Source organism: Streptomyces sp. SAT1, from assembly GCF_001654495.1.
GTDB classification, from domain to species: Bacteria; Actinomycetota; Actinomycetes; order Streptomycetales; family Streptomycetaceae; genus Streptomyces; species Streptomyces andamanensis.
Genome location: NZ_CP015849.1, coordinates 3,108,201 through 3,120,175, shown reverse-complemented (window position 1 = coordinate 3,120,175; position 11,975 = coordinate 3,108,201). Strand labels below are relative to the sequence as shown.

The window sequence follows — 11,975 nt, the reverse complement described above, 5'->3', positions numbered from 1 at the left end:
GGGGGCCGGTGGGGACACCGGGAAGGAGAACGTACGATCGATGACCGTGCAAGGTTCGGAGAACTCTTCCCGTCGTGGCCGTCGCTCCTCCACCATGGGCGGCATGCCACTCAACGACATGCCGTGGTGGCGCTGGCGCTGCAATGTGCGTTCCGCGCTGCACATGCTCTCCGACCCGGTGTTCCAGCGGGACGTCTGGCTCGCGGGCGTCGAAGGGTACGGCGACGTCACCGACGCCGTCTACCGCCTGGTCGAGGACACCTGGCTGGACAGCTGGTCCGCCGAGAAGTACGTCGGCACGATCTTCCGCGACTCGCAGGAGGCGGCCCTCGTCGACACGGCCGTGCTGCGGGTGCTGCGGATCATGCACCAGGTGGGGCCGGACGCTCCGGTCTCCGCCTATCTCGACCACCACGGCTGGCCGGAGGCGGTGCGGGCGGCGCACGACGCGCATCTGCGCCTCGCGGCCAGCGACGGCGACGACCCGGCCGCGCCGCCGCGCAGCCTGGAGACCCTGCGCCTCATGACGCGCGCCGCGTAGCCGTCCCGGCCCGCGGGACGGCGGCCCGCGCAGGGCGGACCGTGTGGGACCCTGTTCCGCATGACTGAGCAGTCCCCCCGTTCCGCGACGGCCCCGGCCGAGGCCGGCCAGGCCGACCAGTACGTCCTGACCCTCTCCTGTCCGGACAAGCAGGGCATCGTGCACGCCGTGTCGAGCTATCTCTTCATGACCGGCTGCAACATCGTGGACAGCCAGCAGTTCGGCGACCAGGACACGGGACTGTTCTTCATGCGGGTCCACTTCTCCGCCGAGCCGCCGGTGACCGTGGACAAGCTGCGGGCCAGCTTCGCGGCGGTCGGCGACTCCTTCGGCATGGACTGGCAGCTCCACCGGGCCGAGGACAGGATGCGGATCGTCCTGATGGTCAGCAGGTTCGGGCACTGCCTGAACGACCTGCTGTTCCGCGCCCGGATCGGCGCGCTGCCGGTGGAGATCGCGGCGGTGGTCTCCAACCATACGGACTTCGCCGAGCTGGTGGGCTCGTACAACATCCCGTTCCATCACATCCCGGTGACCCGGGACACCAAGGCCGAGGCCGAGGCGCGGCTGCTGGAACTGGTCCGCGAGCAGGACGTGGAGCTGGTCGTCCTCGCCCGCTACATGCAGGTCCTCTCCGACGACCTGTGCAAGCAGCTCAGCGGCCGGATCATCAACATCCACCACTCCTTCCTGCCGAGCTTCAAGGGCGCCAAGCCGTACCACCAGGCGCACGCCCGGGGCGTGAAGCTGATCGGCGCGACCGCGCACTACGTCACCGCCGACCTCGACGAGGGCCCGATCATCGAGCAGGAGGTCGAGCGGGTCGGCCACGGCGTCACCCCCGACCAGCTCGTCGCCATCGGCCGCGACGTGGAGTGCCAGGCGCTGGCGCGCGCGGTGAAGTGGCACGCCGAGCACCGCATCCTGCTCAACGGCCGGCGCACGGTGGTCTTCGCGTAGGACGGATGCGCCGCGCGGACGCCGTGCGGGAGCCCCCGCACGGCTCGGCCCGGTGTCTCACATCCGGCTCAGCGCGGCCGCCGCGCACAGGACGTCGCTGACCGCGTCCGGGTCGCCGTCCTGTCCGGCCGCCGCCTCGCGCGGGGTGACGTGGCCTGCCGCCAGTCGGCAGAACTCCACTCCGTCCAGCGCCACATGGGCCACCTGGTGCTCCGCCGAGCCCACCGCGCCCGGCGCGTCCAGCGGGACCAGCCACTCGCCGCCGCCCAGGCCCTCGATCTCCAGCCGGACGCTGCGCGCGGGGGTGCCCACCGCCACCAGGTGCCGCCCGGTCCGCGCGGGCGCGGCGAGCCCGGCCCGGCGCCGGGTGGCCAGCGCGCCCGGCAGCATCCGGGCGGCCAGGTCGATCATCTCGTGCAGATGGCGCGGGGCGGGCGGGTCGTAGGGGTAGTCCACGGCCTGTGCGATGTCCTCCGCGTGCACCCAGCACTCGAACGCCCGGTCGACCATCGCGTCCCGCAGCGGCAGGGTGAAGTCACCGTACGGAACCGCGTGCGGAACCGCGTACGGATCACCGGGCGGACCACCGGACCGGCCGCCCGGCCCACCGCCCGGCCCACCGCCCGCACCAGCCGCCCCGGCAGCACAGCCCGCACCGCTCGCACCGCCCGCACCGCTCACGGGGCTCCCCGCCGGGCCGTCGTCCGTACCCGTGAGGGACGCGGTCCGGACGAGCGCGTGGGTCTGCTCCCGCCAGGGCCCGCGGACCGCGCGGGTCGGCGGGTAGGGCCGCGACCGCCAGTACGCCTCGGTGCGCGCGGCCGGAGCCGGTCCGCGCGCGGGCAGGCCGCCGAGCGGGTCGTCGAGGCCGAGCGCCACCGCCACCAGCCCGTCGACGCTCATCAGATGCGCGATGACCCCGGCGACCGTGCTCCGCCGGCCCACCGCCTGCCCGTCCTCGAACCACCGCAGCCGCACCGGCGCGTGCCACTCGGCGTTCCCGAAGTCCTGGAGCAGCGCGTCCAGGCGGGCCGTCTCCGCGTCGTAGGGCGCCGCCCAGCCGGGCACCGGGACGCTCGGGGGCCGCCGCTCGAGACAGGCGTCCAGGACCCGGGCCCGCAGACCCGGATCCAGGTCCAGGCTGTCGGGCCGGTGCAGCAGGCCGACCGCCCCGCGCAGCCGCAGCGCCTCGTCCGCGCAGTTGCCGCAGCCGCCCAGGTGCTCCTCGACGGCCGCCGTCTCCTGCGGCGTGCAGGCGGCCAGGGCCCAGGCGCCGAGCAGGGACTTCAGGACGTGGTGCTCCGGCACGGTCGGATCCTTCGTTCGTACCGCCTCCGGTGCCGGGGCGGCCGGCGGTCCGCCGCTCCCGGGCGCGCGGCCGCCGCCGGCGGCACGGCCGGCGTTCATGCCGCGCCCCCGCGGCCGGGCGGGGCGCCGGGGCCGCCGGCGTCGTGGGCGGCGGCGAGCAGATGCAGTCCGAGGCGCAGGCGCCGCCGGGTCTCGTCCGCGGAGACACCGAGGTCGGCGGCGGCCCGGTGGTAGTCGCGGCGCTGGAAGTAGGCCAGGTCGAGGGCGGCGCGCAGCGGGGCGGGCAGGGAGTGGACGATGTGGTCGGCGCGGGCGGCGACGGAGGCGCGGCGCACCCGGTGCTCCAGGTTCTCGGGCGAGCCGGTGCCGTCGGCGGCGGCGGGGGCGGCGCCGGTGGTGCGCAGCCGTTCCACGGCGAGCCGGTGCGCCAGCGCGGCCAGCCAGGAGCGCAGCGGGCCCTCGGCCGGTTCGTAGGCGCCGGGGTGCTGCCAGACGTGCAGGAAGACCTCGCGGGTGATGGTGTCGGCCGCCTGTTCGTCGCCGAGTACGCCGAGTACGCGGTGCGCGAGCCCGTGCACGAGCGGGGCGAACCGGTCGTACAGCTCGCCGAGCGCCGCCGCCTCGCCGCGGGCCAGCCGCCGCCGCATCTCGCGGTCCCAGCGGGGCGGTGCGTCCTTCTTCGCCATGCGGCCCCCTTCGCGCCCGGCCGTCCCGGGGCGCTGCCCCGGGGAGGTGACCGGTCCAGCGTGTCTGCCTGGTCTCCTCGAATGTAGTCGGCACATTCGCCCGCGCACGCCCCTTTATGCCGTTGTGCGCCCCCTGGAGAGCCCCAGGTGGTAGGGGGGCGTGTTAAGCGTCGGCTACCCCCTCTCTTCCAGATCATCTGCGATCGGGTCTGATGGAAAAGATCCCGAATGTGACTGAAACAAGTCCTCTGGGGCACCATGGTCGTTTGCTGTGCGGCGTTTGGGGGAACGGCCGCTGGGCAGCCGCGCGGAATGAAGCGTAGGAACTGCTTCCGTTTCCGGGCGGTTCCGGGCGGTTCCGGGGAAGATCCGGCGAGCGGAGGGCAGGCCGTGGCGTTGAACGTGACCGGCGACGGACAGGGCGGATGGAGCGTCCTGCGGGTCGCGGGCGAACTGGACCTGGTGACCTCGCCGTTGCTGCGCCAGCGCGTCCACGACGTGGTGGCCGAGGGGCGGCACGACCTGGTGCTGGACCTCTCGGAGGTCTTCTTCTGCGACTCCAGCGGGGTCGGCGTGCTCATCGCCGCCCGCCGTCTGATCCGCTCCTGCCAGGGCCGGCTGCGGCTGATCCTGCCCGCCGGGGGCGCCGTCGACGGGTCCCACGTCAACCGCGTGCTCGGCGCCCTCGGCGTGCGCCGCCTCTTCGACGTCTATCCCGACCTGGCGGCGGCCGTCGACGAGGAATCCCTGTCCGCCTGAGCGAGCCCCCTCCGGCTTCCCGCGCTTCCCACGACCCGTCCCGCACGCTCCACGCGCTCCCCGCGCTCCCCCCGCGCTGTTCGTGCCCTCCGTGCTCCGGTCGTGTCCGGGATTCACCCGGTCCTGGCACAGCCACGGCGTTCCGGCCCCTGGGGGCCACCCGCGTCGTACGCTCCGAGCCGACGCAGACCCCCACATGTGAGGCGGCCAGAGAAGACATGGTCAGCAGCGAGTACGAGCGCAGGATCGCGGCCCGGTTCGCCACCTTCGACCAGGACGGCAACGGCTACATCGCCCGCGAGGACTTCGGCGTGGCGGCCAGGGCGCTGCTCGCCGAGTTCCGCACCCCCGCGCGCTCCGACAAGGGCCAGGCCCTGTACGCCGGGGCGGAGGCCTTCTGGCAGGGCATGGCCGGGATCGCCGACCGCGACGGCGACCAGCGCATCACCCGGGAGGAGTTCGTGACCGGCGCCGTCAAACGGCTGCGCGACACTCCCGACCGGTTCGCCGAGATCGCCCGGCCCTTCCTGCACGCGGCCCTGGCCGTCGCGGACGGTGACGGAGACGGCGCCGCGACCGTCGCGGACACGGTACGGGTGCTCAGGGTGCTGGGAGTGCCCGAGGAGATCGCGCGGGCGACCGCCGACGCGCTCGACGCGGACGCGGACGGCCGGGTGGGCGAGGACGAGATCGTGCCTGCCTTCGCCCGCTACTTCACCGTTCCCGAGTAGGCGCCGCCGTGCTGTGCCGTCCGGCTGTGCCGCTGCCCGCTCCGTCCGGCGCCCCGCCCTCCCCGCCCCCCGGCCCACTCACCCTTCCGCTGCCCCCCTCACCACTGCCCGGCCCGCCGTCCGCCCCGCTGTCCCGTCCGCCGTCCCGCCCGTTGGTCCGAACAGCCGGGCGGTGGTGTGCGCGTGTGCGAGAGACGGGCGCAACACGCCCGGACGAGCGAGCAGTTCGGATGACCTGCCGGGGCCCGGCCGGGGCCCGTACGGCGGCGCGGCACGCTCCGGCGGCGCGGTGCGCCGGGAACGTACGCCCGGCGGGACACGGCCCGCCCGGCGGTGCGCCGCCGCCGGTCCGGCGGGTCCCCGCGCGGGTCGCGCGCGCGGCCGTGAGCCCGCGTCCGCGCACCGTCCCCGACCGCCTCCCCGCGCCCGAGCGCACTCCCCTCACCAGGCAGTCCACGCGTCCGCCCGCCCCGGCGGCCGGGTGGCGCGAGGGATCCGCCGCCGTTTCGATGTCACGGAGAGTGATCGATGACCGGCCGGAGCGGACCGGCCGTCACGGCACGGCGTACGGACCGCCGGACCGCGGTGAGGGGCCGTCCGGCGCCCGCCTCTTCCGGAACGCGGCACATAATGATCACGGAGAGTCGCGGCCGGATGGGGCCGCCGACCTGACTCGTCACGTCCCGGAGTCGCCGTCCGGCTCGGGTACCTTGTGTGAGATGCGAGTGGTTCCGAGGGCCGGGTGTACCGGTGTTGCCCGAGCGGCGGCCCCGGATCCGGCGGTGCGCGCCGCTGTTCGCGAGGTCGGGCGGCCTGTGTCGCCCATGGGTTCGATTCCCGGTGACGGGCGTCGCACAGTATGCCGCACGGGTACTCCTTCGCGCGGGAATATGCCCGAAGCGCTTGTTGCGGTGACGGTACGTCAACCATGCTGTCTGGCAAGGGAGTCACAGTCCGTGACCCTTGCTCTGGCCGTTGTTCTGGCCATGCAGAGAATGGCTGTGCTCGCGGCCCCCGCACAGTGCGGGGTCGCGGGTCCGCCGGTTCGGATGGTGTGAGCGGTGCAGGTGCTTCAAGTGCAGCTGGAGATCCGGCCCGACCCCGCGGAAGTGGGGCGAGCCCGCAGGTGGGCCCGGTCGCGTCTCGCCGGGTCGGGGATAGCGGCCGACGAGCCGCTCGCCGAGACGCTGGTCCTGCTCGTCTCCGAGCTGGTCACCAACGCGGTGGTGCACACCGGCTGTCCGGCCGTGCTGCGCCTCTCCCTGCCCGGTACGGCGGCCGAGACGGCGACCGTGCGTCTTGAGGTGACCGACGCCAGTACGTGCGCGCCCGTGCCGCGCTGCGCGGGCGACGAGGCCACGGGCGGCCGCGGCCTCGCCCTGGTCGACGGCCTGGCCGACCGCTGGGGCTGGAGCGCGGAGGGCGCCGGCAAGCGCATCTGGTGCGAACTGGACCGCTGTCCGCCGCCGGTGGCGTCCGTCACGGCGCGCCCCGCGGGCTGCGGCGGCCAGGCCCCCCTGTGCGACGGCACCGGACTCGACGCGGCGGCCTGGCAGGCTCCGGCCTACCGGGCGGCCACCGGGTCGAACGGCGCGGACCACGAGGGCGCGGCGCACGGGGCGTTGAGGTACCAGGCGGTGTAGGCGGTCCGGAGGGACCCGCGAGCGGTGCGGACGGGGTGGTGTGCGCCGGGGGTGCTTCTGTGCGCGCCCGTTGTGATACCGGCATAACGGGCGAATCTCCGAGCAGCCATTGACGGTCCGTGTCCGTTTGATCACGCTTGTGGCAGCGATTCGCCGTGAGGGGACGTCGAGGGAGCCCGGGGGTCGGAGCCCTCGACGCATGTGAGTCGTGAGGTCGGCGTCGACCGGTCCCTTCAGGGGTGAGGGGGGTGGGACCGGTGCGCCGGAGCCGGGCGGCGGTGCGCGGTGCCGTGCTCGGGGCGGGCATGGGCGTACCGCCGTCCGGACGTCGAGGTCCCCGGGGCCGGGGCCGTCCACAGCCTGTGGACGGACGGGCCCGTTCCGGGCGCGCCCTCAGCGCGCGGCGGTCGACGACACGGCGGCCCGCGCGGTGCGCTCCACCAGCGAAACACCCTCGCTCATCGAGGCGTTGCCGTCGGACAGCACCGCCACCAGATAGGGGCGCCCGTCCACGGTGACCCGCCCGACGCTGTTCACGTCCCAGAGGCCGGAGGTGCTGCGCTGGAGCCATCCGTTCTTCAGTGCCGCCCCCGCGGGCGACCCGGCCGCCGAGACACCCCAGTCCTGGTCGTCGGCGATCCCGTTCATCAGGGTGCGGACATAGGAGCGGGAGGCCGCGTTCAGCGCACCGCCGCCCGCTGTGCCGCCGCTTACCGTGCCGCCGCCCGCCGTGCCGCCGCTCTCCGGGGCGAACACCGCGCGCAGCAGCCGTATCTGGTCGCTCGCCGTCGTCCGGGTCAGACCCCAGCGGGGGCCGGAACCGCCCCGGGTCTCGGTCAGGCCCAGCCGCCGGTTCGCCGCTTCGAGCCCCGGCGCCTCGCCGATCTGCCGCCACAGGGCGTTCGCCGAGGCGTTGTCGCTGCGCCGGATCATGGGCTCCGCGTAGGCGCGTTCCCGCGCGGTGAGGGTCCGTCCGGCGTCCTGCGCCCGCAGCAGCGCCGCCGCGAGGATGTCGACCTTGATGATGCTGGCCGTGTCGTACGCGGTGTCGTCGCCGTACACCGCGGGCCGCTGCCGCGAACCGTCCAGCGGCAGCACCGCCGCCGTCACCCGGGCCGTGCCCGCCCGCGGTTCCTGCGGCTGCGACTGCGCCCGGGTCTCGGGCCGGGCCTGGGCCGGTGCGGCGACGGCCAGCGCGCCCGCGGGCAGCAGCACCGCGGCCAGGGCGAGCAGGGCTCCGGTCTTCGGGCGGCGCTGCCGGGAGCGCGAAGGGTTCGGCATGGGGCGAAACATAAACAGAACGCCCGGCGGCGGGCGGTGACGCCCGTCACCCTCGTCCCTGTTTCGACCGGATTGTGAGAAGGGCCATAGGTCCGGCGGGGGCAGGGCGGCGGGAGGGGCCGGTGTGGCTGATGGGGCCGGAGGGGCTGGTGGGGCCGGTGTGGCTGGTGGGGCGTGCGGTCAGGCGGAGGCCACGGGCGCGCTGCCCGTGATCCGGAAGGTGCGCCGGTAGGCGGTCGGCGTCACGCCGAGGGCCGCCTGGAGGTGCTGCCGCATCGACTGGGCCGTGCCGAACCCCGACTCCTGGGCCACCTGGTCCACCGACAGGTCCGTGGACTCCAGCAGGTGCCGGGCCCGTTCGATCCGCTGCCGGGTGAGCCACTGCCCGGGGCTGACCCCGGTCTCCTCGCGGAAGCGGCGGGTGAAGGTCCGTACCGACATGGCCTCCTGCTCGGCCATGTCGCGCAACTGGATCGGCTCGTGCAGCCGCCCCAGCGCCCACGCGCGGGCGGTGGTCGTGCCGGACGCCGGCGCGTCCGGCACCGGCCGGTGGATGTACTGCGCCTGCCCGCCGTCGCGGTGCGGTGGTACGACGGTGCGCCGGGCCACGTCGTTGGCGACCGCGGTGCCGTGGTCGCGGCGCACCATGTGCAGGCACAGGTCGATCCCGGCCGCGACCCCCGCCGAGGTCAGCACGTCACCGTCGTCGATGAACAGCACGTCCGCGTCGACGTCGACGCGCGGGAAGAGCCGCTGGAAGCGCTCGGCGTCGGCCCAGTGGGTGGTCGCGGGGCGGCCGTCCAGATAACCGGCGGCGGCCAGCACGTACACACCGGTGCAGATGGAGGCGAGCCGGGTGCCGGGCCGGATCCGGGCCAGCGCGGCGGCCAGCTCCCCGGTCAGCCTGCCCTCCTCGTACAGCGGCCCCCTCTCGTACGAGGCCGGGACGACCACGGTGTCGGCGCCGGCCAGGGCCTCCGGGCCGTGTTCGACGACGATCGAGAAGTCGGCGTCCGTCCGCACCGGCCCCGGGGCCCGGACCGAGCAGGTGACCACCTCGTACAACGGGCGCCCCGCGGCGTCCGAGGGGCGGCCGAAGATCCGGTGCGGGATGCCCAGCTCGAAGGGGAGCAGCCCGTCCAGCGCGAGCACGACGACGCGGTGCGGGCGGTACGTGCCCGGGTGCCCTCCCCGGCCCCCCGAGCCCCCCGGCTTCCCCGGCTTCCCCGGGTCCGTCGGCTCCCCCGGGCCGTTCCTGTCCATGACGGAGTCCATGGCCCGATTCTAACGAATGCTGTCCTTCGGGCCACTCGTTGCGCGGACGCGTACGCCCGAAGCTGGGTGACGTGACCCAGACAACGCACCCCGCGTCCGGCACCTCCGGGGCCGGTACCGAGGAACCGCAGCCGCCCCGCCGCCGGGCCCGCGTGCACCGCGCGTGGTTCGTCGCCGCCGTCACCTTCGGCACCATCATCGGAGCGGCGGCGTTCCGGTCCCTGCCCGGACTGCTCTTCGACCCGCTGCACGACGAGTTCGGCTGGTCGCGCGGCACGATCGGCGTCGCCGTCTCGCTCAACCTGGCGCTGTACGGGCTCACCGCGCCGTTCGCCGCCGCGCTGATGGACCGTTTCGGCATCCGCCGGGTGGTCGCCTTCGCGCTGGTCGTGATCGCCGTCGGCTCGGTCCTGACCGTGTGGATGACCGCGCCCTGGCAGCTGTGGCTGTGCTGGGGCCTGCTGGTGGGCCTCGGTTCCGGTTCGATGGCGCTGGCCTTCGCCGCGACCGTCACCAACCGCTGGTTCACCGAGCGGCGCGGCCTGGTCAGCGGCATCCTCACCGCGGCCTCCGCGTCCGGCCAGCTGATCTTCTTGCCCATCCTGTCCTGGACGGTCCAGTCGCACGGCTGGCGCCCGGCGGCCGTCACGGTCGGCCTCGCGGCCCTCGCCGTCGTCCCCTTCGTCTGGCTGCTGCTCCGCGACCACCCGGCCGACGTGGGCGTACGGCCCTACGGCGCGACCGAGTTCGTCCCCAAGCCGCCGCCCGTGCCGGGGGCCGCCCGGCGCACGCTCGCCGTGCTGTTCTCGGCGGTGCGCACCGGCCCGTTCTGGCTGCTGGCCGGCACCTTCGCGATCTGCGGCGCCTCCACCAACGGCCTGATCCAGACCCACTTCGTGCCCGCCGCCCACGACCACGGCATGCCCGTCACCACGGCGGCCTCGCTGCTCGCGGTCATCGGGGTGTTCGACGTGGCCGGGACCATCGCCTCCGGCTGGTTCACCGACCGCTTCGAGCCGCGCCGGCTGCTCGCGGTCTACTACGCCCTGCGCGGCGTCTCCCTGCTCTTCCTGCCGATGCTGCTCGCGCCGGGCGTGCACCCGCCCATGGTCTTCTTCATCGTCTTCTACGGCCTGGACTGGGTCGCCACCGTGCCGCCCACGCTCGCCCTGTGCCGGGAGCACTACGGCGAGGACAGCGCGATCGTCTTCGGCTGGGTGCTCGCCTCGCACCAGGTCGGCGCGGCACTCGTCGCCTACCTCGGCGGAGTGGCCCGCGACGTCTTCGGCTCCTACGACGTCGTCTGGTACGCCTCCGGGGCGCTGTGCGCGGCGGCGGCGCTGATGGCCCTGGTGATCCGGCGCCGGCCGGCCGCGCTCGCGGGGGCGCTCGCCTAGGACGTACCGCCCCGGCGCCCGCCCCCGCCCCCGCGCCCGCTCAGGAGCGGGCGCGGGAACGAGCCTGGGAACGAGCCTGGTAACGGGCCACCGCGCGGGCGATCTTCCGGGCGTCCAGGGCCAGTTCGCGGAGCATGCCGCTGATGGGGTTGGTGAAGCCGGTGAAGTACAGGCCGGGGGCCCCGGCCGGGGCGCGCGCCCCGCTCACCACCGGCCGACCGCGCTCGTCCAGCACGCCGAGGTGCCCGACCAGGGGCTCAAGGCCGCGGGAGTAGCCGGTGGCGGCGATGACCGCGTCCGGCCGGATCCGCTCACCGTCGGCGAGGACGACCTCGCCGTCCTCGAAGCCGTCGACGGCGGCCGTGATCTCGACCCGGCCGGTGCGCACGGCCTCGATCAGACCGACGTCCTGGACCGGGATCGCCCCCTGCCCGACCCGCGTGTACAGGCCGGTGTCCGGGCGGGGCAGGCCGTGCGCGGACAGGTCGGGCACGCTCAGCCGGCCGAGCGGTCCGGCGAGCCGGTCGACGAGCGCGACGGGCAGCCGCCGGCACAGCACGCCGGTGTACTGCGCGGGCCACCCGGCGGTCGAGCGGCGCAGCAGGTGCGGGACGGTGCGCACGGCCAGCCGCACCCGCGCGGCGCCGCCCTCCACCAGGTCGACGGCGATCTCGGCGCCGGTGTTGCCGATGCCGACGACGAGCACGTCCCGGCCGGCGTACGGGCCGGGCGAGCGGTAGGCCGAGGCGTGCAACAGCTCGCCGGTGTACGCGGCGCGGCCGGGCCAGTCGGGCAGGCGGGGCGTGTGGTTGTAGCCGGTGGCGACGACCACGGCGGTGCCCGTCAGCTCCCGGCCGCCGGTGGCGCGCAGCAGCCAGCCGGTGCCGTCGGCGGTGCGCTCCACGCGGGAGACCTCGACCCCGGTCACGATCTCCAGCTCGTGGTGCTCGGCGTACTTCTCCAGGTACCGCACCACGTCGTCGCGCGCCACCCAGCGGCCGAACCGGCGCGGGATCGGCAGTCCGGGCAGCGCGGAGAGCCGGCGGGTGGTGTGCAGGCGCAGCCGGTCGTAGTGCCCCCGCCAGGAGGCTCCGACCCGGTCGGACCGCTCCAGCACGACGGCGCGCACGCCCCGCGCGCGCAGCGCGTACGCGGCGGCCAGGCCGCCCGGACCGCCCCCGATGACGTAGACGGGCCGGTCGGTCTGCCAGGGTGCGGGCACGGGCGGGGGAGCGGGGGCGGCAGCGGTGGACGGGGAGTCGGCCATGAGCGCGAGCGTAATCACGCACCCGGTTGATGGGTCTCGGTCAAGACCGGAATTGGTTGCGGATTGATCACGTGCGCCTTGATCATGTGCGACCGCGTGCGGGGCCGGAGCGCCCTACCCCGCGACA

At 74.8% G+C, this 11,975-nt stretch carries 11 protein-coding genes; 6 read left to right on the top strand and 5 right to left on the bottom strand.

Going from position 1 to position 11,975, the window contains the following annotated elements:
- The first annotated feature begins 40 nt into the window (after nucleotides 1-40).
- Together A8713_RS13470 and purU are read left to right on the top strand one after the other, a co-directional pair.
- A complete protein-coding gene (locus A8713_RS13470) occupies nucleotides 41-541 on the top strand; it encodes an SCO4402 family protein (protein WP_064533723.1) in 501 nt (166 codons plus the stop codon).
- Nucleotides 542-601: 60 nt separating this feature from the next.
- A complete protein-coding gene (gene purU / locus A8713_RS13465) occupies nucleotides 602-1,501 on the top strand; it encodes a formyltetrahydrofolate deformylase (protein ID WP_064533722.1) in 900 nt (299 codons plus the stop codon).
- A 57-nt stretch (nucleotides 1,502-1,558) separates the two neighbouring features.
- On the opposite strand, the gene A8713_RS32215 is transcribed toward purU, so the two are convergent.
- Nucleotides 1,559-2,908: a zf-HC2 domain-containing protein gene (locus tag A8713_RS32215; protein ID WP_107440633.1), complete on the bottom strand. Its 1,350-nt coding sequence runs from the start codon at nucleotides 2,906-2,908 to the stop codon at nucleotides 1,559-1,561.
- Complete coding sequence (locus A8713_RS13450) at nucleotides 2,905-3,495, bottom strand: sigma-70 family RNA polymerase sigma factor (protein WP_064533721.1); 591 nt, start codon at nucleotides 3,493-3,495, stop codon at nucleotides 2,905-2,907. The genes A8713_RS32215 and A8713_RS13450 overlap by 4 nt, the downstream gene beginning before the upstream one ends.
- 390 nt (nucleotides 3,496-3,885) lie before the next feature.
- Between A8713_RS13450 and A8713_RS13445 the strand changes: the two genes are divergently transcribed.
- The 3 genes from A8713_RS13445 to A8713_RS13435 all read left to right on the top strand — a co-directional run bounded on the left by A8713_RS13445 (nucleotide 3,886) and on the right by A8713_RS13435 (nucleotide 6,628).
- Entirely contained in the window at nucleotides 3,886-4,254 is a 369-nt protein-coding gene (locus A8713_RS13445) for an STAS domain-containing protein (RefSeq protein WP_064533720.1), read from the top strand.
- 218 nt (nucleotides 4,255-4,472) lie between these two features.
- Entirely contained in the window at nucleotides 4,473-4,985 is a 513-nt protein-coding gene (locus tag A8713_RS13440; protein WP_064533719.1) for an EF-hand domain-containing protein, read from the top strand.
- Nucleotides 4,986-6,061: 1,076 nt separating this feature from the next.
- Entirely contained in the window at nucleotides 6,062-6,628 is a 567-nt protein-coding gene (locus A8713_RS13435; protein ID WP_064533718.1) for an ATP-binding protein, read from the top strand.
- 393 nt (nucleotides 6,629-7,021) lie between these two features.
- Here A8713_RS13435 and A8713_RS13430 read toward each other — a convergent pair whose 3' ends face one another.
- Complete coding sequence (locus tag A8713_RS13430; protein ID WP_064533717.1) at nucleotides 7,022-7,909, bottom strand: serine hydrolase; 888 nt, start codon at nucleotides 7,907-7,909, stop codon at nucleotides 7,022-7,024.
- Between the two features lie 180 nt (nucleotides 7,910-8,089).
- A complete protein-coding gene (locus A8713_RS13425) occupies nucleotides 8,090-9,184 on the bottom strand; it encodes a GlxA family transcriptional regulator (protein WP_237305361.1) in 1,095 nt (364 codons plus the stop codon).
- A 71-nt stretch (nucleotides 9,185-9,255) separates the two neighbouring features.
- Between A8713_RS13425 and A8713_RS13420 the strand changes: the two genes are divergently transcribed.
- Complete coding sequence (locus tag A8713_RS13420; protein ID WP_064537492.1) at nucleotides 9,256-10,581, top strand: MFS transporter; 1,326 nt, start codon at nucleotides 9,256-9,258, stop codon at nucleotides 10,579-10,581.
- A 40-nt stretch (nucleotides 10,582-10,621) separates the two neighbouring features.
- Here A8713_RS13420 and A8713_RS13415 read toward each other — a convergent pair whose 3' ends face one another.
- Nucleotides 10,622-11,848 carry a flavin-containing monooxygenase gene (locus A8713_RS13415; protein WP_064533716.1) on the bottom strand — a complete coding sequence of 409 codons (1,227 nt, stop codon included), beginning with the start codon at nucleotides 11,846-11,848 and terminating at the stop codon, nucleotides 10,622-10,624.
- Nucleotides 11,849-11,975: the final 127 nt, after the last annotated feature.